The following is a 19,289-nucleotide window of genomic DNA, read 5'->3' on the forward strand; positions in this document are numbered from 1 at the left end:
GTGCCCCGCCTCCGTGCCGGGCCTCAGAGCGGGGAGGCGAACACCACCAGGTTGTCCCGGTAGCGGCCGATCGCCGCGTCGTACTCGCCTCCGCAGGTCACGAGGATCAGCTCCTCCTCGAGGGTCGCGCCGAAGACGCGGGCGGTGGGGAACGCGGCCTTGGCGTGGGACTCGACCGCCGTCACCCGGTAGCGGTGGTCGGAGCCGTCCACTCCGCTCACCGCGATCTCATCGCCCGGGGCGAGCTCGCCGAGGCGGAAGAAGACCGCGGGACCGGACCGCGAATCGACGTGCGCCGCGATCACGGTGCGGCCGCTGCCGCCCGGGCGCCCGCCTCCCGAGAACCAGCCGACGTCGTCGTAGTCCACCGGCACCTCCATCGCCCCGTCCGACTGGATGCCCAGGGCGATCAGCGGCTCGTCCAGGCCCATCGCGGGCACGCTCAGCCGGGCGGGCTCGACGCCGACGGTGCGCGCAGGCGCGGCAGCGGCGGGGTCGGGGTCGGGCGCGGGGACCGGGGGAGGAGCGACCGGGGGAGCAGTAGCGAGGGCCGGAGGCGCGGGCGCGCTCGCCGACGTCTCCGCTCCTCCGCTCCCGTCCGCGGCGGCGCACCCCGCGAGGAGCAGCACGGCGCACAGTGCCGCCGCGCCGCTCCTCGACCGGGTGCCCACGATCAGGAGGCGGTGCGCCGGCGGGCGACGACCACTCCGGCCGCGCCGAGGGCGGCGACGGCTCCGAGGCCGGCCATCACGGCGAGACCGGACGGGCCCGTGGCGTCGCTCCCGGCGGCGGTCGCGCCGCCACCGGTCTGGAGGCCGCCGACCGGCACCTGCGAGAGCTGGCCGCGGACGACGCCCGCCGCGTACGAGGCCGTGTGGGAGTCGCCCGCGAAGGCGGCGGGATCGGCCTCGAGGGCCTTCAGCGTGAATCCGGCGCCGGTGTCGGCCCCGTTCGCCTGGATGCCCGTGGTGAAGGGGCCCTGCAGGCAGCCGCTGCTGGTGCGGGGGCCGTCTCCGACCGGCGCGGGGTTCGGGAACGCGATGCGCGGCGGGCCCGCCTTGCCCAGGGCCGCCTGGTGGATGTGCGTCGCGGTCTTCGCGGGGCTCTGGTAGTCGCCGGTCACACCGGTGAGGGTGATGTCGTAGCAGATGACGTCGAGGTCGCTGTTGACCCGGAAGGTCATCTCGCCCGTGGCGCCGGGCTGGCCGGGGGTCGCGGCGGAATCGGCGTTCACGACCTGGTCGGGCGTCGCCATCACCGTGAAGGCGCTGGTGAACGAGGACGGCTCGGCGACCTCGGTCTCGGCCTGGGCCGGCGCGGCGGCGAAGAAGGAGGCGGCGGCGACGGCGGTGATGCCGCCGAGGGAGAGCAGGCGGCGGCCGGCGCGGTTCCGCGCGGGGGACGTCTTCGTCATGGTGGAGCCTTTCGATCGCGAGCGCCGAGCGGGCCCGATGCAGGGAGTACGGCCGGAAGCGGCGCCGCGTTCACTCCATCTGAGAAGATCTTCACGGAGACGGTCCTCGCCTCCGATGAACGCCGCCGCCGCCGCGGCCGTACCCCCTTCCGACGGACCACCGGTCCCGACGAGGAGGCGGTGTGGCGCGGACGGCGACGGCACGACGAGACGAAGGGCCCGCGATGCCGCGCGAGCACTCGGAGGTCCCGGCTCCCGTGGTGCGCCTCGAGCCCCGGACGGCGGAGTTCGACCCGGCCGCCGCCTTCGACGAGCACGGGTCCGCCCTGCTCGGCTTCGCGCTCAACGCCCTGCGCGACCGCGGCCTCGCCGAGGACTGCGTGCAGGAGACGTTCCTGCGCGCCTGGCGCTCGCGGGCGAGCTACTCCGCCGAGCGCGCCAGCACCCGCACCTGGCTCTTCGCCATCGCCCGCAACGTCGTCATCGACGTGCACCGCTCGCGCCGGCGCCTGCCGCGCCTGGTCGAGGCCGAGATTCTGGAGGAGGTGCCCGCGGAGGACCGCGACCCCCTCGAGCCGCTCGCGATCGCCGAGGCGCTCGCGCGGCTCTCCGCCGAGCACCGGCAGGTCGTCGTCGCCGTCCACCTGAACGGCGAGACCTACGCCGCCCTGTCGGCGGCCACGAGCGTGCCGGTCGCCACCCTGCGCAGCCGCGCCTTCTACGCTCTCCGAGCGCTCCGCGGTCACCTCGCGGGCGCCGGACCCACCGACGAGGAGAGATCGTGATCGACCGAGACCAGCCCGCCGGAGACCAGCCCGGCGGCCGCCGCGAGGAGCTCCTCGCCGCGGCCCTCGCCGGCGACCTCTCCGCCGAGGAGACGCGGGAGTTCGAGAGCCTGCGCGCCGCCGACCCCTCGATCGACCCCGAGCTCGCGTCGTTCGGCTCGGTGGTCGACCGGGTCGGCGCGCTGGGCCGCTGGGAGGAGGCGGAGCCGTCGCCGGAGCTGCGGTCGCGCATCGCGGCGCTCGCCGGGGAGCGGCCCGAGCGCGGGGAGAGTCTGCGTGCCTCGCGCCGCCGGGCCCCGCGCCGCCGTGCCTCGCGTCTCCGTGCCGTCCTGGCCGTCGCCGCGGCGGCCGCGCTCCTCGTCGTGGGCGGCGTCGCCGGAGCGGCCCTGCGGTCCGCTGAGGAGCGCCCCGTCGCGGGACCGCCCGGGACGCTCGGCGCCGTCGAGGCGATCGCCTTCGACGAGCGGACGGAGGGCGTGAGGCTCGACGGCTCGCTGGTCGCGCACACCTGGGGCACCGAGACGATCCTCCGCGGGACCGGCTTCGCCCTCGGCGAGAGCTACGACCTCGTGCTGGTCACCGGCTCCGGCGAGCGGCTCCCGTCCGGCTCCTTCCTCGGCAGCTCCGCGGAGCTCGACTGCGAGATGAACGCGGCCGTCCTGCGCGAGTCCGTCGCCGCCGTCGAGATCACCGACGCCGGCGGCGCGCTCGTCGCCTCCGCCGCCCTCCCCACCGTCACCTGAGAGCCGGCGGTGCAGGCTCGCGGCGCGGCTTCAGCTCGCTGACGAGCGTGCCCGCGACGATGAACCCCGCCCCGAGCAGGGCGAGCGCGGGGAGCCGGTCGCCGGCGAGGCGGCCGATCAGGCCGGCCCAGACGGGCTCGGCGGAGTAGATGATCGTGGCGCGCGACGGCGAGACCGAGCGCTGAGCCCAGTTCATCGTCAGCTGGATGAGGCAGCTGCTCGCCCCGAGCGCGAGCGCGGGGATCAGCCAGGCCCCCGAGAACGCCGGGACCGCCTCGCCCGCGAGGGGCATCGAGGCGAACCCGAGCGCGCCGGCGACCAGCAGCTGCACCACGGTCACCCGGCCGAGGTCCACCCGTCCGGCGACGAGGCCGATCAGGATGATCTCCGCCGCGATCGGCAGCGTGCTCACGATCGTCGCCACCTCGCCCGCTCCGAGCGCGACGCCCGGCTGCGGGCCCGCGATCAGGAGCAGTCCGACGAACGCCAGCGCGACGCCCACCAGCGTCAGCACGCCCGGACGGCGACGGAACACGACCCACTGGAGCAGCGGCACCAGCGGCACGTACAGCGCGGTGAGGAACGCGGAGGTGCTGCTCGTGATCGTCTGCAGCCCGTAGCTCTGCAGGCCGTAGCCCGCGAAGATCATCACCCCGATCGCGACGCCGGCCGCGAGGTCGATCCGCCGCATCCCCCGGAGCGACCGGTGGAACACGACCGCGCTGATCAGTCCCGCGATCGCGAACCGCATCCCGACGAAGAACAGCGGACCACTGTGCTCCATCGCTATGTGCACGGCGAGGAAGGTCCCGCCCCAGATCGCGGTGATGCCGATGAGCGCCCACTCCGGACGAGTGAAGCGGAGGCCCCGGAGCGGCGAGATGTGCATCATTCTGCACATCCTAGGAGCAACAGGGGCCTCTCGGTGCAGAATAGTGCGCATGTCGGCTCCCGTCCTCGCCCACCTGGGCGGCAACCTCCGCCTCGCGCGGCGCGGAGCCGGGCTGAGCCAGTCCGCGCTGGCGGCGCGCTCGGGTATCAGCCGGCGGACGATCGTCGCGGCCGAGGCCGGCGAGGCCAACATCTCGCTGACCGGAGTCGACCGCCTCGCGACCGCCCTCGGCACCACGTTCACGGCACTCGTCTCGGCCCCGGGATCCGCGCCCGCGGCGATCGACCAGGTCGCCTGGCGGGGAGCGGGCGAGGCGAGCGTCGCCGTCCTGCTCTCCTCCGTCCCCGCGCGCCGGGAGGCCCAGCTCTGGACCTGGACGCTCGGCCCCGGGGACCGCTACGACGCGCAGCCCGACCCCGAGGGGTGGCACGAGATCCTGCTCGTCACCGCCGGCGCGCTCCTCCTGGAGCGGGAGGGCGAGGAGCCCGTGCGGCTGGAGCCCGGACGGCACCTCGCCTTCCCGACCTCGCGGCACTACTCCTACGTGAACGCGGTGGACGCCGTCACGACGCTCGTCCGGATCGTGGTCGACTGACGGGTCGGCGCCTCAGGCCCGCGCGCGCAGGGTCTCGAGCAGCGCCGCGGGGGTCTCGGGGTCGTCGAGGCTGATCGCGAACTCGCGCGAGTGGTCCGTCGTCACCACCAGCCCCGGCCCGGCATGCAGGATGACGGCCGAGCGGCCCGGCATCACCCGGTAGCCCCAGCCGCCCCACTCCGACGGCCGCAGCTGGGCCGTGCCGGCCGAGGCGATGGTGTCGAGCGGGATGCGGCGCAGCGGGATGCCGAGGGCGGTCGTGACGACGCGGAGGCCGCGGCGGTCGGCGGTCACCCTCAGGCGGGAGAAGGAGAGGAGCACCAGCGCGACGACGCCGAGGACGACGGCCGTCGCGATCGCCGGACCGGTGGCGCCCGCCGCGGCGAGCGTCGCGAGGGAGAGGGCCGCGCCCGCCGCCGTGGCGACCGCGGCGACGGCGAACACCGGGCCCGTCAGCGTCTGCGACCAGGCGCCGGTCTCCTCCGCCGCGAGCGGCAGGCGGCCGGCGGCCAGGCGGGAGGCGCGCCGGGTGCCCGGAGCGATCAGCGCGGGCACGACGGCGAAGAGCATCCCTCCGAGCAGCGCGAGCAGCCACCCGCCGAGCTCCGCCCCCTCGGCGCGCCCGGCCGCGAGCGTCGTGCCGACCGAGGTCGCCCAGGCGGAGGCGCCCAGCCCGGCCACGAGGCCGAGGGTCGCCAGCAGGAGCCGCGGGGCGCGCCCGACGGCCGCCGCCACGAGGCCCGCGACGGCCGGGAGCCCGGAGAGCACGAGGGCGATCGCGAGCAGGGCGCCCGTCGCCGCGGTCGCATCGGCCGCCCCGGTCCCCGACCAGTGCGAGGCGAGCTCCGCGGGCAGAGCGTCGTCCAGGACGAGGCGCGAGACGAGCACTCCGGCGGCGGGGAGCAGGAGGGACGCGGCGGCGAGGAGCTCGCGGCGGCGGTCGGCGGTGGCGGTCATGATCCGGTCCTCTCGATCAGGCGGACGAGCTCCGCCGGGGTGATGCCGCTGCGGCGGGCCTCCGCGAGCAGCTCGTCGACCAGGGCGGTGACGCGCACGAGCCCGGGCCCGGCCGATTCCGTGATCCATGCGCCGCGGCCCCGGCGCATCTGGAGGATCCCGTCGTCGCGCAGGGCGGCGTACGCGCGCAGCACGGTGTGCATGTTGATGCCGAGCGAGTCGGCGAGCTCGCGGGCGGGCGGCAGGCGGTCGCCCGCCGAGAGCTCGCCCCGGGCGACGGCCGAGCGCACCTGCGACTCCAGCTGGTCGGCGAGCGAGCCCGCCGCGGAGTGGTCGACCCGGAACAACATGTTCACAATGTTAGTAGAACAAGCAGTGCACTACCAGGCCCTCAGTGCAGCGCGAGCGACACCGCCAGCACCACCATCACGACCGCCACGGCCGCGTCGAGGATCCGCCAGGCCCCGCGGCTCCGGAACAGCGGCCGCAGCGCGCGCGCCCCGAAGCCGAGAGCGGTGAACCACAGCACGCTCCCGGCCGCCGCCCCCGCCCCGAACCACCAGCGCTCGTCGCCGTGCGTGTTCGCCACCGACCCGAGCAGCACGACCGTGTCGAGGTAGACGTGCGGGTTGAGCAGTGTCAGCGCCAAGCACGTGCCGATCGCCGTGCGGAGCGACGTCGAGGCGCCGGCCGGATCGCCGTCGAGGGTCCCCGGCCGCAGTGCGCGCCTCGCCGCCATCACCGCGTAGGCGAGGAGGAAGGCGATGCCGCCCCAGCGGATCACCACCAGCAGCCACGGCGCCGACTCCAGGACCGCTCCGATCCCCGCGATCCCGAGCACGATCAGCGCGGCGTCGCAGAGTGCGCAGATCGCGACGACGGCGGGCACGTGCTCGCGGCGGAGGCCCTGGCGGAGCACGAAGGCGTTCTGCGCGCCGATCGCGATGATGAGCGAGAGGCCGAAGCCGAGGCCGGAGAGGGCGGCGAGGAGGGGGGACACGCTCCGACGCTAGGGCGGGGCACTTCTGTAGACCAGCTCATGCTCCTTCAGTACCGTAAGCACTACTGATGCTGACCGACGATCTCGACCTCTCCCGCCTGCGCGCGCTCGCCGCCTCCGTCCGGTTCGGCTCCTTCGACGCCGCCGCCCGGGCCCTGCACATCACCCCCTCCGCCCTCAGCCAGCGGATCAAGGCGCTCGAGACCGCTGCCGGCCGCGTCCTGCTGGTGCGCTCGCGCCCGGTCGTCGCGACCGAGGCCGGTGCGGGGCTCCTCCGCCTCGCCCGCCAGATCGAGCTCCTCGCCGACGACGCCGTCCGCTCGCTCGGCGGCGAGGACGCGGAGGGGGCGGGCCCGGTCGTCCTCCCGCTCGCCGTCAACGCCGACTCCCTGGCCACCTGGGTGCTGCCCGCGCTCGCCTCCGTCCCCGACGTCGTGGTGGAGCTGCACCGCGAGGACCAGGCGCACACCACCGCGTTCCTCCGCGACGGCACCGTGCTGGCGGCCGTCACCGGAGAGTCGGAGGCGGTGCTCGGCTGCACCGTCGCACCGCTCGGAGTGATGCGGTACCGCGCCATGGCCGCGCCCGCGTTCGCCGAGCGCTGGTTCCCGGACGGCGGCACGGCCGGTCTCGCGAGCGTTCCGCTGGTCGTCTTCGACGAGAAGGACCGCCTGCAGGACGACTTCCTCCGGGCCGCCGGCGTCGAGGGCCGCCCGCCGCAGCACCGCGTCCCCGGGTCGACCGACTTCGAGCGGGCCGTGCGCCTGGGCATGGGGTGGGGGATGCTGCCCGAGCTGCAGGCCCCGGTCGGCGGCGAGGGCCTCGTCGAGCTGGGCGGCGACCCCGTCGACGTCCCCCTCTACTGGCAGCAGTGGGCCCTGCACACGCCCGCCCTCGACGCGGTCGCCGCGGCCGTCTCCGCCGCCGCGCGCGCCGCGCTGCGCTGACCCGCGCGCTGACCCGCGCGCTGACCCGCGCGCGCTGACCCGCGCGCTGACCCGCGCGCTGACCTGCGCCGCCGGGGAGGCGCTCAGACCGCGAACACGTCGCGGAGGGTCACCGTCTCGAGCGAGCGCTCGCGGAGGATGTCGACGAGCCGCGCGTAGACCTGCGTCACGGGATCGAAGTTCGCGTGCCCGATCACGATGTGCTGCGGCAGGAACCACTGGTCCGCGAAGCCGACCACCTGCTCCGGCGTGATCCGCCCGGAGTCCGAGAGCGAGCCGTACCAGAGCACCGTCGCCGTGTAGCCGATCGCCGCCGCGGCGGCCCGGCTCCGCTCGTCCGTGTAGCCGAACGGCGGCCGGTAGAAGGGCGCCGCCTCCACCCCGTAGGTCGAGCGGATGAAGTCGCCGTTGCGGCCCAGCTCCTCCTGCACGCCGTCGCTCGAGAGGCTCGTCAGGTCGGCGTGCGACCAGGTGTGGTTCGCGAGCTGCACCTGCCCCGAGGCGACGAGCGGAGCCAGCAGCGGCGCGTTCACGGTCCACGAGTCGTACTTCCCGTTGAGGAAGAAGGTCAGCCGGGTGCCGGTGTCGCGGGCGAACTGCGCGTAGGCGGCGACCACGTCGGAGTCGGCGCCGTCGTCGACGGTCCAGGCGAGCGTGCTCCCCTCGCCGGGCAGCTCCGAGATCGTGCCGGAGGGCAGCGGCGCCTTCCGCCGTACCGGAGCCGCCGCGGCGGTGGTGGTCGGCACGGGGCGGGGAGGGGTCGGGACGGCGGTCGGAGCGGCGGACGGCAGCACCGCCGCCGGCGCCGTGCTCGGCGGGAGCGCCGCGGGAGCGGGCCGGGCGGGCGTGCACCCCGTCAGCGCGACCGCCGAGGAGGCGATCCCCAGCAGCAGCGCGCGTCGCCTCAACCGGTCCACGGGCCCCCCTCGCGAGCCCCGTCCCCCGGAGCGTCCCCGCGACCGTAGCGGTCGGGGAGGGAACGGGCAACGCGGCGCGACACCCCTCCCTCCCCGCAGCCTCTACCGGAAGGTGCGCCTGACCGCGTTGTTCGCCGGCGTGGGATCGGCGGCGGCGGTCGACACCCTGGCGTCGATCGTCGTGGCGGCCGGCCGGTCGACCAGCGTCACCGAGTAGGTGGTGCTCCGCCCGGCCGAGACGCTCGGCGCGGTCCAGGTGAGGACCGTCGTGCCCGCGGCCGAGCCCTTCGTCTGCACGGCGCCGGGCGCACTCGCCACCGTTCCGCTGACGACGACCCGGGTGGTCGTCGTCGCCGCGTCCCGAGTGCCGGTGTTCAGGACGGTGATCGTGCCCGAGAGGGGAGCCGTCGCCGCCAGTCCCGGCGCCGGCGCCAGCGTCAGTGTGAGGTCGGCGCGGGTGGAGGACTTCACCTGCAGCGACTGCGTCACCGAGGTCGCGGCGAGCCACGCCGAGTCGCCCGCCTGCGTGGCCCGGACGGTGCAGCTCGCCGCGCCCGTCAGCCGCACCGTCGCCGTGCCCGCGCCGGTCGCGGTCAGCGTGCAGCTGCCGCTCGCGTACAGCTTCACGGGCAGACCGGAGGAGGCGGTGGCCGCGACCGGGTAGGCGATCCCCTTCTCGGGCGAGGACGGCATCGCGGTCGAGAAGGCGACCTTCTGCGCCTTCTTCTTCTGCGGGACGACCGCGGTGACCGCGACCGATTGGGTCGCCCGGGGAGCCGCGTCGTGCGAGGCGTCGCCGGCCTGATCCGCGGTGACCGTGCAGGTGCCGGATCCGCTGAAGGTCACGACGCCGCTCGCGAGCGAGCACGCGCCCGTGGCGCCGATCGTGACCGGCAGGTCGGAGGAGCCGCCCGCCGCGGTCGGCGTGTAGCGGCCGCCCGCGGTCGCCGTGCTCGGAGCCGCGGAGGTGAAGGCGACCGTCTGCAGCGCCTTGCCGATCGGGAAGGTCCGGACGACCTGCTCCGCGGGCGCGTGAGCGTCGTCGCCGGCCTGATCCAGCGTCAGCGTGCAGGTGCCGACGGAGTCGTAGGACACCGTGCCGTCCTCTCCCAGCGAGCAGGAGTCGGAGGCGTCCAGCACCGGGTCGGCGCTCGACGGGCCGCGGACGATCGACGGGGTCCAGGAGCCGCCGATCCGGGCGTCCGTCGGAGCGGCGTCGCGGAACGACACCGCTCCCGCCGCCGTGCCGACCTCCACCGACTGCGTGATCCGCGGAGCCGCCGAGTGGCGCTCGTCCCCGGCCTGGTCCGCGGTCACCGTGCAGGTGCCGGAGCGGGTGAAGGACACGACCCCGCCCGCGATCGTGCAGGACCCGGCCGCTCCGAGCACCACGGGGGCGCTCGACGCGCCGGCCGTCACGACGGGCGTGTAGGAGCCCCCCGCGACCGCCGCGTCGGGGACCGGCGAGGCGAACGCCAGCGTCTGGCCGAGGGCGCCGATCGCGAAGGTGCGGACGGCCTGCGGAGCGGCGCCGTACCGCGAGTCGCCCGCCTGGTCGAGCGTCAGCGTGCAGGTGCCGACGGAGTCGTAGGACACCACTCCCGCGGCCGCCGAGCATGCTCCGGAGGCGGTCAGCACCGGACGCGCGGTGGAGGGTCCGGCGACGATCCGCGGGGTGGTCGTCCCGCCGACCGTCGCGCCGGTCGGCGCGCTGCCACCGAAGGAGACGGTGCCCGCGAGCAGTCCGACCGCGATCACCTGCGAGGCCCGCTCCGCCGCGTCGTACCGGGCGTCGCCCGTCTGGTCGGCGGTCACCGTGCAGGTGCCCGATCCGGTGAAGGAGACGACCCCGTTCGTGAGCGTGCAGGACCCGGAGGCGCCGAGCACCACGGGGCGCCCCGAGGCTCCGCCGGTCGCGGTCGGGCGGTAGGTGCCGCCCGCGAGCGCCGAGTCCGGCGCCTGCGAGGTGAAGGCCACGGTCTGCGCGACCCGGGTGATCTCGAAGCTGCGCACGGCCGTCGGCGCTGCGCTGTGGCGGATGTCGCCCGCCTGGTCCAGCGTCAGCGTGCAGGTGCCGGCGGAGTCGTAGGAGACCAGTCGGAAGGGCCCGACGGAGCAGGCGCCGGAGGCCGTCAGCACCGGGGGAGCACTGGACGGGCCGGCGATGACCGCGGCCGTCGAGGAGCCCCCGACCCGGGCCTCGGCCGGAGCATCGCCGCCGAACGCGACGGTGCCCGCGAGCTGCGTGACCGCGACGGTCTGCGAGGCCTGCGCCGCCGCGGCGTAGCGCCCGTCGCCCGCCTGGTCCGCCGTGACGGTGCAGGTGCCGCTGCCGGCGAAGGTGACGACGCCGTCGGCGAGCGTGCAGGCGCCGGTCGCTCCGATCGTCACGGGGAGCCCGGAGGCGCCGCCCGTCGCGGTCGGAGTGAGCGTGTCGCCGGACGTGGCCGTCGACGGCGCGGTCGAGGTGAAGGCGACGGTCTGCGCGGTCGCGGTGATCTCGAAGGTCTGGACCGCCCGCGCGGTGCCGTAGGCGGCGTCGCGGTAGTGGATCGCCGTCAGCGTGCAGGTGCCCGCGGAGTCGAACCGGACGGCGCCGTTCTCGCCGTCCGAGCAGGCGCCCGAGACGCTGAGCACCGAGGGGCCGGAGGACGGTCCGCGCGTGAAGGCGGGAGTGAAGGATCCGCCCACCTTCGCGTCGGTCGGGACGGCGGTCGTGAACGCCACCGAGCCGGGCGCGTAGCCGACCTCCACCTCCTGCACGGCGGGCCGGGCGCTGTCGTACTGCCGGTTGCCGTTCTGGTAGGCGAAGACGCCGCAGACACCCTTCGTGGTGAAGGTGACCACGCCGTCCTTCGCCGAGCACGACGCGGTGGTGAGGAGGAACGGAGCGATGCCCGAGGCGCCGCCCTCGATCACCGGGCGGTACGTGTCCCCCAGGACGGCGCCGACCGGAGGCGCGCTCGTGATCCGGACCGTCTGCGGGAGGAAGTAGATCGAGTACTCCTGCTCGGCGTGCCGCGCGGGCCAGTAGCCGTCTCCGGGCTGGTCGAGGGACAGCACGCAGAGCCCGGCCCCGTCGTTCCGCACAGTCACGCCGTCCGGGAGGATCGAGCAGTCTCGGCTCGCGGAGAGCACGGGCACGCCCTTCGACGGGCCGGGCACGATCGTCGGCCGGTACGTCTCGAGCGACATCGCGTGCGGGGGCGCGGTGCTCCCGAAGGAGAGGTTCCCCTCGGGAGTCCCGACCGTGATGACCTGCCGGACCTGCGGAGCGGCGTCGTGCCGATCGTCCGCGGCCTGGTCGATCGTCACCGTGCAGGTGCCGTCGCCGAAGAACGTCACCACGTCGTCCGCGATGGTGCAGTTGCCGTTCTCGATCACCGCGATCACGAGCGGGTTGCCCGAGCCGCCGCCGGTCGCCTCGACCGTGTACCGGTCGTCGGTGAACACCCGGTCGGGCGGAGTCGAGGTGACGACGACGGTCTGGGGGATCCGCGAGATCGGGACGAAGCGCACCAGGCCGTCGGCGGCCGCGTACACCTCGTCGCCCGGCTGGTCGAACTGCACGCCGCAGGTCGAGGGCTCGGTGTAGGTCAGGATCTGCGCACCCGTCGCGTCGGGGGCGACGGTGCAGCCGAAGAAGGTCCTGACGAGCACCGGCAGTCCCGAGCTCGAGGTCGCCGTGGCGACGCCGGTCGACTCCAGGACGCCGGTCTTCGGCACCGCGACCGTCAGCGTCTGCGACGCCTTCGCGACCTCGAGATCGAAGGAGGCGCGCCCCGCGGTGTAGTGGTCGTTGCCGGCCTGGTCGGCGGTCACGGTGCAGGTGCCGCTCCGGGTGAAGGTCACGACGCCGTCGGCGATCGCGCAGGATCCGGTCGCTCCGATCGAGACGGGGCTCCCGGAGCCGCCGCCGGTGGCCGTCGGAGTGAAGGTGCCCAGCGCCGTCGGCGCGGTCGGCCGCGAGGAGGTGAAGGCGACCGTCTGCGAGAACTTCCGGACCGTGATCCGGAACGAGGACGTGCCGGTGTTGCCGGCCTCGTCGTCCGCGGTGCAGTCGACCGTCGTGTCCCCGATCGGGAAGACGCTTCCCGAGGCGGGCGTGCAGGTCGAGCCCACGGCTCCGTCGACCGCGTCCTGCGCGGAGGACGCGAAGGTGACGACGGCGCCGGAGACGTCGGCCGGCTCGGCCGTGACGGCGGCGGGCACGGTCACGACGGGGGCCGAGCGGTCGGCCAGCGCGAAGGTGCCGGGGATCGACCGGAGGGTGTAGTTCGGCCCCGCGTCGCCTCCGTCGCACCGCGTGACGTAGTCGCCGACGGGCGTGCGCGCTCCGATCGTCACCTTCCCGGTGCCGTCCGCCGTGTAGTAGGCGCCGGTCGGCTCGGTGACGAACCGGTCGGTTCCTGCGAAGCCGTCGGCCGTGCAGGTGACCGTCGGGGCGGTCGCGGTGCCGTGCGCCTGCGTCCCGGGGCTCGACGCGGTCACCGAGAGGGGCGCCGGCGAGATCGTGAGCGCGCCGTCGATGGTGATCAGCTGTCCCGAGGGGTTCGTCAGGCCGGAGCAGCGCGTGGGGTAGCGGCCGACGGGGGTCGTCGCGGAGAGCGCCAGCGGCGTCGTGAAGCCGGTGTCGGACGCCGCGAAGGCGCCGCAGGAGACCGTCCCCGAGGGGGAGCCGGTCACGGAGGCGGTGATCGCGGGGGGAGTGGATCCGTAGGTCGACGAGGGCGAGGAGGCGGTCACCATCGGGACGGCCGCGACGATGCGCAGCGCGCCGTCCCTGTACCCCGCGATCGTGTAGTCGCTGCTGACCTTCGCGCCGCTGCACCGCGTGGTGAAGGTGGTGAAGGTGGAGGTGGGCCAGTTCGGGATCAAGCGGTAGATGACGTCGTCCGCCGTGACGATCGGCCGGTAGACGCCGGCCGTGAGCGGGGCGCCGAAGGTGTCGGTGCCGACGAAGGCGGCCGTGCAGCGCAGGTCGGGGGACGGCGCGCCTCGCGGGTAGTCGACCGTCGGAGCGGTCACCGTGAGCGCCTTCGGCTTCGCCGTGAAGCTCTGCAGGGGCTCGCCCGCCCAGCCCAGAGGAGCGAGCGCGTCGAGCTTCGCCGCGAGCGTGCAGACGCCGGCGTGGAGCACGGTCACCCTCATGCCGCTGACGGAGCAGGTCTCGGCGGTCCTGCTGCTCAGGACGATCGAGCGGCCGGGCACATCGACGGCCTGCGCGTAGGGGCTCGCGTCGAAGGAGTCGCCGTACGCCTTCTGCGGGAGCGTCGACAGGTCGAAGCGCACGCCGCCCACCGCCACGGTGGCCGGCTCGCTGCGGACGCTGCCCCCGCAGGTGGTCAGGGTCGCCCGGTAGCGGTAGGAGCCGGTGGGATCGGGGCCGGCCTCGAGGAACGCGGTCCCGTCCTCCCGGGCGCCCGCCCGGCCGAGGGCGGGCTTCCACGTGGCGCCGCCGTCGGTGGACCTCTCCCACGACACGGCGGGGATGCCGCCGTAGACGGCCGAGACGCTCACGCCCATCGTCAGCGTGTAGATCTGGTTGGTGACGCCCGCGATGTCCGAGGGCTGCCGGGTGATGACGGGTGCCGCGGCGCACGCGCGCACCTCGTGGCGCAGAGCAGGGAGCGCCGACCAGCTCCCGCGTCCCGCCTCGGCGGGGGTGATGGTGTCGGGGTAGTGCGCGCGGATCTCGTTCCAGCCCTGCGGGATGTCCCTCGTGGTCAGCACGCCGACGCCGTCCGCGTCGAGGGTCACCCTGCTGGTGCCCGCGCCGGTGAGGATCTCGACGGTGCCGCCGGCGGCCACCGGCCGGCCCAGGCTCGGGATGGTCACCCTCGCGGTGACGGTGACCTCCTGCCCGAGCATCGAGAAGTCGGGGGTGCGCGTCACGGTCACGGCGGTGTCGTACACCGGAGCGACAACGGGGTCGGCCGCCGTCGGGCCGGCCGTCTGCGAGATCCTCGTCACGCTCGGGTGCACGTAGCTCGAGCCGCCGCCGCCGGCGCCGGGGTCGTTCATGACGCCGAGGGTGTCGTTCATGCTGCCGAACACGTAGGGCGATCCGCCGCCGCCGCCGTACCACCAGCCGGCCCCGCCGCCGCCGCCGCTGTGGCCGGGGAACGAGCAGTTGCCTCCGCCGCCGCGGGAGGCGCCGGCGTCGGCGCCCTTGCCGTCGTTGAGGAACACGCCCCACTGGCCGTTGTTGCCGTCGGCGCATTCGCCGAACGTGCTGTAGCCGCGGGCGCCGGGCGAGCCGCCCGAGCTCTGCCCGGCCGCGCCGCCGCCGCCGCCGTCGGCCGCGTTGTTCCTGCCGCCGTTCCCGCCGCCCCTCGCGCCGCTGCCGGCGTCGGCGTCGCCGCCGACCGAGGACCGCCCGCCGCCGCCTCCGCCGCCCGCCGCCACGGCGAGGGCGTGCTGACAGCCGTCCGAGCCGGCCGTGCTGAGGTACTGGGCGTCGCCACCCGCGCCGCCGGAGTCGCCCGCGTAGACGCCGCCGTTCACGTAGCGCGTGGCGCCTGCCGCTCCGGCCGGGGCGCCGGTGAGGCGCCCGATCTCCAGCACCTGCCCGGGTGTGACGGGCACCTCCACGACGAGGCTGGAGCCGCGTCCGCCGGCGTTGCCCGTCCCGAGGCCGCTCGCACCCTTCCCGCCGTTCTGGCCGCTGAGGACGGCGCGGACCGTCGAGACCCCGGTCGCGGGAACGGTGTACTGCGACACCGTCGAGACCTTCGGGGAGGTGAAGCACGCGGTGCTGAAGACCGGCGCCGCCGACGCGGTCGGCGCGGCCACGACGCTGAGTCCTGCGCCCGCTACGAGCACGGCCGCGGCGACGAGGGAACGGAGGAAGGACTGGCGCATGTGCTGCTACTCCCGGCTGCTGCCGGGAGCGGGCGCCCGCGGTCGGCTCAGAGTAGGGCGGTCGTCGACCCGCGAGGAAGGCGGAAGGTACACGAACGCCCTGCTCGGGGGGTACGGGAGGCCACTTCTGCCGGAACCTCCCAGGAAGTCCCCGTGCGCGTCGGGGCGGCGTCCCCGCCCTGTCGGGGGAGCGTCCCCACCCTGTCAGGGCAGTGTTCCCACCCTGTCGGGGTAGTGTCCCCACCCTGTCCGGGCAGTGTTCCCACCCTGTCGGGGGAGTGTCCCCACCCTGTTGCGGCCGCCGCCCGGGTCGCGTAGCCTAGCGAGGTTGCGTGCATCTGCACGCGCTTGCGTGCTGCCCACCGGGCAGGAGCTCCGGCTCCGGCCGGACAGGCGGGCGGTGCGCCGACAAGTGACCTTGGGTGGGTCGGGCGGGGCTTCGTGCCGCGCGTGATCCACGGTAACCACACATGGAGGAAACCATGGCAGCAGTCTGCCAGGTGACCGGAGCCGTCCCCGGCTTCGGGCACGCCATCTCGCACTCGCACCGGCGCACCAAGCGCCGCTTCGACCCGAACGTGCAGAAGAAGACGTACTACGTGCCGTCGCTTCGCCGTAACGTCACCCTGACCCTCTCGGCCAAGGGCATCAAGGTCATCGACGCCCGTGGCATCGAGTCCGTCGTCAAGGATGTTCTCGCTCGCGGGGTGAAGATCTAATGGCCAAGCAGCAGGACGTCCGTCCGATCATCAAGCTCCGTTCGACGGCCGGCACCGGTTACACCTACGTGACCAAGAAGAACCGCCGCAACGACCCCGACCGTCTCGTGCTCAAGAAGTACGACCCCGTAGTGCGCAAGCACGTCGACTTCCGCGAGGAGCGCTAAGTATGGCCAAGAAGAGCAAGATCGCCCGCAACGAGCAGCGCAAGGTGATCGTCGACCGCTACGCCGCCAAGCGCCTCGAGCTGAAGAAGGCCCTGGTCGACCCGGCCGGGACCGACGAGACCCGTGAGGCCGCCCGCGTCGGCCTCCAGAAGCTCCCCCGCAACGCCTCGCCCGTCCGCGTCCGCTCGCGCGACGCCGTCGACGGCCGCCCCCGCGGCAACCTCACGAAGTTCGGCATCTCGCGTGTCCGCTTCCGTGACATGGCGCACCGCGGCGAGCTGCCCGGCATCACCAAGTCCAGCTGGTGACCCGGCGCCGCTAGCGGCGTGAACGATCGAAGGCCCGTGATCCATCGGATCGCGGGCCTTCGTCGTCCCGCCGGCGGACGTAAAATGTGCGGATGACCGACTCCAGCCTGCCCACCGTCGCCGAGATCGCGGCGCTCATCGACCACGCGATCCTGAAGCCCGAGCTCACCCGCGCCGAGGTCGACGCCCAGCTCGACGAGGCGCGCGCGTCCGGCGTGTTCAGCGTCTGCGTCCGCCCCTCCGACATCGCCCACTCGGTCGCTCGGCTCGAGGGCTCCGGCGTCCTGGTCGGCACCGTCATCGGCTTCCCCCACGGCACCACCTCGACCGCGGCGAAGGTCGCGGAGTCGCGTCAGGCGCTCGCCGACGGCGCGTCCGAGCTCGACATGGTCGTCAACATCGGCCGCCTCCGGAGCGGCCTGCTCCAGGACGTCGAGGACGACGTCCGCGCCGTGGTCGAGGCCGCCGAGGGCCACGTCGTCAAGGTCATCCTCGAGACGAGCCTCCTCGACGACGAGCAGGTCGTCGAGGGCAGCCGGGCCGCCGAGCGCGCCGGCGCGGACTTCGTGAAGACCGCCACCGGCTTCGCGGGCGGAGGCGCGAACGAGCACGACCTCCGCCTCATGCGCGGCGCCGTCTCGGAGGCCGTCCAGGTGAAGGCGTCCGGCGGAGTCCGCGACCTCGACACGCTCCTCGCCTACCGCGGCCTCGGCGTCACCCGCTTCGGCACCAGCGGCTCCGCGACCATCCTCGGCGACCTCGCGGCGCGGCACTCGGGCGACTCCTCCGCGGCACGTGTCGACTCAGCCTCCTACTGACGGAGCGGCCGACGAGGGCCGCACCGCACCCGCCGACCGGATGACGCCCGTGCGCCTGCGCCCGGGCCGCGCCGGCCGGTGGGCGGAGCGGACCCGCCGCCCCCTCGACGAGATCGCCCGCGCCCTCAAGGAGCGCGTCTACGCGACCTTCACGGGCCTGGCCGTGGTGATGATCTACCTCGTCGGCGACCACCCCGACGCGGTCCATGCCCTCCAGAGCCTCGTGATCTCGATCGTCGGGATCTCCGCCGCGGGCTTCGTCGCCGAGGTGATCGCGCACCAGGTCGTGCACGCCTCGGCGCCCTCGCGCTCCGAGACGCACACCATGCTGCGGATCGCGGGCGGGGCGCTCGCCTCGGCGTCGCTGCCGGTCCTCGCGCTCGGTGCCGCGGCGCTGGGCTGGATCGACGCGACGGTCGCGCTGCGGATCGGCGCGGGCGTCTACGTCGCCACGCTCGCGGGGATCGCCCTCATCGCCGTCGTGCGCGCGGGCCTCTCCTGGAAGGAGAGCCTCGTCTCGCTGCTCGGGATCGTGGGCCTCGGCGTTCTGGTCGTCGGCGTGCTCGCGCTCGCGCACTGATCCGGAGGCGCCGCCGCGCGTAGGCTCGGACGGATGACGTCACGCACCAGGGTCGAGCTCGGCCGCCGGGAGGACCTCGGCGCCGACTGCGCGAACTGCTTCGGCCTGTGCTGCGTCGCCCTCGCCTTCGCCCGCGCCGCCGACTTCCCGTTCGACAAGCGCGCCGGGGACCCGTGCGTCAACCTCGACGGCGAGGACGCGTGCACGATCCACCGCCGGCTCCGGCCCCAGGGCTTCGTCGGCTGCACCGTCTTCGACTGCTTCGGCGCCGGTCAGAAGGTCTCGCAGCAGACGTTCGGCGGCGTCTCCTGGCGGTCCGACCCGGCCGTGCGCGAGCGGATGTTCGCGGTGTTCCCGCTGATGCGCCGCCTGCACGAGCTGCTCTGGTACCTCGACTCCGCTCTGGCGCTGCCCGGCGTCGGCGCGCCGCTCCTCGATGAGCTGCGCGAGCGGTTCGACGCGGTGCACGCGCACACCCTCGGCGAGCCGGAGCAGGTGGTCGCGGTCGACGTCGACGCGGAGTACGGAGCGTCCCGGCCGCTCCTGATCGCGGCGAGCGCGGCCGCTCGCGCAGGAGCGGCGCCGGCTGCCCGCCGGTCGAGGGGCCGTCGGCTCGCTCCGGGTGCCGATCTGGCGGGCGCATCGCTCCGGAACGCGGACCTGCGGGGGGCGGACCTGCGGGGCGCGCTCCTCCTCGCCGCGGATCTGCGGGGTGCGGATCTGCAGCGGTGCGACCTGCTCGGGGTGGACCTTCGTGATGCTGACGTGTCCGGTGCGCGGCTCGCCGAGGCGGTCTACCTCACCCAGGCGCAGGTGAACAGCGCCCGAGGGGATGCAGCGACCACGCTGCCGTCGCACTTCGAGCGCCCGTCGCACTGGGGCGGCTAGGCCGCCAGGTCAGAGGCTGCGGGGGCCGCCCAGCGACTCGTCGCCGCCCTCGTCGTCGACGCCGAGGGCCTCGACGACCTCGCGGCCGAGGAGGTGCGCGCCGCTCCAGCCCTCGATGACGCACCGGGGGAACGCCTCGCGGTCCGGGGAGCCGAGCCATGCGGCCGCGGCCTCGCGGGCCCATGCCTCCGAGGCGTACACGCCGATGATCTCGGTGCGGTCGTCCCACGGCGTCGCGGTCGAGAGGACGAAGTGGTCACCGTTCACGATCGGATCTCCTCCGGCTCTCGGGGTTCAGCGACCCCGTGGGAGTGCGGGACCGGACCGGACGCTACCCGTGGGCGGGGGAGCGCGTCTCCGGGGTCGACACGAGCGCGGATGAAGGCTACGGGAACGTCGAGCGCGGCGCGATCACCCGATGGTCCCACGCAGGCGGGCGTTCAGCCCACCCAGAGCCGTCGCGATCTCGTTCTCGTCGCTTCCGGGGAGGAGGGCGCCGCCCTGCTCGAGGCCGTGGCGCAGGGCCTCGACCTCCTCAGCGGGGAGGCCGCCGCTGTCGAGGAGGGCCTGGAGGGCGGCGAGGATGCCGACGAGGGCGACGGCGTCGTCCAGGTCGAGGGGGCGGACGCAGGACTTCTCCATGTCATCGCTCCTGTTCAGGTCAGGGGTTCGGGGGCGGGGGCCCCACATCGGGG

General features: G+C 74.6%; 20 protein-coding genes. 10 read left to right on the plus strand and 10 right to left on the minus strand.

Features of this window, described 5'->3' with window-relative positions:
- Nucleotides 1–23: 23 nt before the first annotated feature.
- Both C5C25_RS16915 and C5C25_RS15795 read right to left on the minus strand, forming a co-directional pair.
- Nucleotides 24–671 (minus strand): class F sortase, encoded by a 648-nt coding sequence (locus tag C5C25_RS16915; protein WP_104251146.1) that lies wholly within the window; start codon nucleotides 669–671, stop codon nucleotides 24–26.
- 2 nt (nucleotides 672–673) lie between these two features.
- Nucleotides 674–1,414, minus strand: a complete 741-nt coding sequence (locus tag C5C25_RS15795; protein ID WP_104251147.1) for a CHRD domain-containing protein — start codon at nucleotides 1,412–1,414, stop codon at nucleotides 674–676.
- A gap of 224 nt (nucleotides 1,415–1,638) precedes the next feature.
- On the opposite strand from C5C25_RS15795, the gene C5C25_RS15800 reads away from it, so the two are divergent.
- Nucleotides 1,639–2,199 carry a sigma-70 family RNA polymerase sigma factor gene (locus tag C5C25_RS15800; RefSeq protein WP_104251148.1) on the plus strand — a complete coding sequence of 187 codons (561 nt, stop codon included), beginning with the start codon at nucleotides 1,639–1,641 and terminating at the stop codon, nucleotides 2,197–2,199.
- Nucleotides 2,196–2,942, plus strand: a complete 747-nt coding sequence (locus C5C25_RS15805; RefSeq protein ID WP_104251149.1) for a hypothetical protein — start codon at nucleotides 2,196–2,198, stop codon at nucleotides 2,940–2,942. The genes C5C25_RS15800 and C5C25_RS15805 overlap by 4 nt, the downstream gene beginning before the upstream one ends.
- Here C5C25_RS15805 and C5C25_RS15810 read toward each other — a convergent pair.
- On the minus strand, nucleotides 2,935–3,834 hold the full coding sequence (locus C5C25_RS15810; protein WP_258063957.1) for a DMT family transporter: 900 nt from the start codon (nucleotides 3,832–3,834) through the stop codon (nucleotides 2,935–2,937). The genes C5C25_RS15805 and C5C25_RS15810 overlap by 8 nt on opposite strands.
- 49 nt (nucleotides 3,835–3,883) lie before the next feature.
- Between C5C25_RS15810 and C5C25_RS15815 the strand changes: the two genes are divergently transcribed.
- The gene (locus tag C5C25_RS15815; protein WP_104227343.1) at nucleotides 3,884–4,429 is read left to right on the plus strand and encodes a helix-turn-helix domain-containing protein; all 546 of its coding nucleotides are present in this window, start codon (nucleotides 3,884–3,886) and stop codon (nucleotides 4,427–4,429) included.
- A 12-nt stretch (nucleotides 4,430–4,441) separates the two neighbouring features.
- Here the strand turns inward: C5C25_RS15815 and C5C25_RS15820 are convergent, their stop codons facing one another.
- The 3 genes from C5C25_RS15820 to C5C25_RS15830 are packed head-to-tail and all read right to left on the minus strand — an operon-like array spanning nucleotide 4,442 to nucleotide 6,386.
- Nucleotides 4,442–5,386 (minus strand): hypothetical protein, encoded by a 945-nt coding sequence (locus C5C25_RS15820; protein WP_104251150.1) that lies wholly within the window; start codon nucleotides 5,384–5,386, stop codon nucleotides 4,442–4,444.
- The gene (locus tag C5C25_RS15825) at nucleotides 5,383–5,736 is read right to left on the minus strand and encodes a GntR family transcriptional regulator (protein ID WP_104225158.1); all 354 of its coding nucleotides are present in this window, start codon (nucleotides 5,734–5,736) and stop codon (nucleotides 5,383–5,385) included. The genes C5C25_RS15820 and C5C25_RS15825 overlap by 4 nt, the downstream gene beginning before the upstream one ends.
- Before the next feature lie 41 nt (nucleotides 5,737–5,777).
- Nucleotides 5,778–6,386, minus strand: coding sequence for a LysE/ArgO family amino acid transporter (locus C5C25_RS15830; RefSeq protein WP_104227345.1), 609 nt, complete (start codon nucleotides 6,384–6,386; stop codon nucleotides 5,778–5,780).
- Nucleotides 6,387–6,454: 68 nt separating this feature from the next.
- On the opposite strand from C5C25_RS15830, the gene C5C25_RS15835 reads away from it, so the two are divergent.
- Entirely contained in the window at nucleotides 6,455–7,333 is an 879-nt protein-coding gene (locus C5C25_RS15835; RefSeq protein WP_104251151.1) for a LysR family transcriptional regulator ArgP, read from the plus strand.
- Between the two features lie 83 nt (nucleotides 7,334–7,416).
- On the opposite strand, the gene C5C25_RS15840 is transcribed toward C5C25_RS15835, so the two are convergent.
- Together C5C25_RS15840 and C5C25_RS15845 are read right to left on the minus strand one after the other, a co-directional pair.
- Nucleotides 7,417–8,250 carry a polysaccharide deacetylase family protein gene (locus C5C25_RS15840; protein ID WP_219812312.1) on the minus strand — a complete coding sequence of 278 codons (834 nt, stop codon included), beginning with the start codon at nucleotides 8,248–8,250 and terminating at the stop codon, nucleotides 7,417–7,419.
- Nucleotides 8,251–8,352: 102 nt separating this feature from the next.
- Complete coding sequence (locus C5C25_RS15845; RefSeq protein ID WP_146079490.1) at nucleotides 8,353–15,114, minus strand: HYR domain-containing protein; 6,762 nt, start codon at nucleotides 15,112–15,114, stop codon at nucleotides 8,353–8,355.
- Nucleotides 15,115–15,596: 482 nt separating this feature from the next.
- On the opposite strand from C5C25_RS15845, the gene rpmB reads away from it, so the two are divergent.
- The 6 genes from rpmB (at nucleotide 15,597) to C5C25_RS15875 (ending at nucleotide 18,594) form a co-directional block, all read left to right on the plus strand.
- The gene (gene rpmB, locus C5C25_RS15850; protein WP_056038148.1) at nucleotides 15,597–15,833 is read left to right on the plus strand and encodes a 50S ribosomal protein L28; all 237 of its coding nucleotides are present in this window, start codon (nucleotides 15,597–15,599) and stop codon (nucleotides 15,831–15,833) included.
- Nucleotides 15,833–16,000, plus strand: coding sequence for a 50S ribosomal protein L33 (gene rpmG / locus C5C25_RS15855; RefSeq protein WP_027692168.1), 168 nt, complete (start codon nucleotides 15,833–15,835; stop codon nucleotides 15,998–16,000). The genes rpmB and rpmG overlap by 1 nt, the downstream gene beginning before the upstream one ends.
- Nucleotides 16,001–16,002: 2 nt before the next feature.
- Nucleotides 16,003–16,308, plus strand: a complete 306-nt coding sequence (rpsN, locus tag C5C25_RS15860) for a 30S ribosomal protein S14 (protein ID WP_104225107.1) — start codon at nucleotides 16,003–16,005, stop codon at nucleotides 16,306–16,308.
- Nucleotides 16,309–16,400: 92 nt separating this feature from the next.
- Nucleotides 16,401–17,126, plus strand: coding sequence for a deoxyribose-phosphate aldolase (deoC, locus tag C5C25_RS15865; protein WP_181027245.1), 726 nt, complete (start codon nucleotides 16,401–16,403; stop codon nucleotides 17,124–17,126).
- Nucleotides 17,104–17,706, plus strand: coding sequence for a hypothetical protein (locus C5C25_RS15870; RefSeq protein WP_146079491.1), 603 nt, complete (start codon nucleotides 17,104–17,106; stop codon nucleotides 17,704–17,706). Before deoC ends, C5C25_RS15870 begins: the two co-directional genes overlap by 23 nt.
- A gap of 33 nt (nucleotides 17,707–17,739) precedes the next feature.
- Nucleotides 17,740–18,594, plus strand: a complete 855-nt coding sequence (locus C5C25_RS15875; protein ID WP_104251153.1) for a pentapeptide repeat-containing protein — start codon at nucleotides 17,740–17,742, stop codon at nucleotides 18,592–18,594.
- A gap of 9 nt (nucleotides 18,595–18,603) precedes the next feature.
- Here the strand turns inward: C5C25_RS15875 and C5C25_RS15880 are convergent, their stop codons facing one another.
- Both C5C25_RS15880 and C5C25_RS15885 read right to left on the minus strand, forming a co-directional pair.
- Nucleotides 18,604–18,861 carry a hypothetical protein gene (locus C5C25_RS15880; protein WP_104225104.1) on the minus strand — a complete coding sequence of 86 codons (258 nt, stop codon included), beginning with the start codon at nucleotides 18,859–18,861 and terminating at the stop codon, nucleotides 18,604–18,606.
- Between the two features lie 144 nt (nucleotides 18,862–19,005).
- On the minus strand, nucleotides 19,006–19,236 hold the full coding sequence (locus tag C5C25_RS15885) for a hypothetical protein (protein WP_104234552.1): 231 nt from the start codon (nucleotides 19,234–19,236) through the stop codon (nucleotides 19,006–19,008).
- Nucleotides 19,237–19,289: the final 53 nt, after the last annotated feature.

The sequence above is a fragment of the Rathayibacter sp. AY2B9 genome, assembly GCF_002931595.1.
Classification (GTDB): domain Bacteria; phylum Actinomycetota; class Actinomycetes; order Actinomycetales; family Microbacteriaceae; genus Rathayibacter.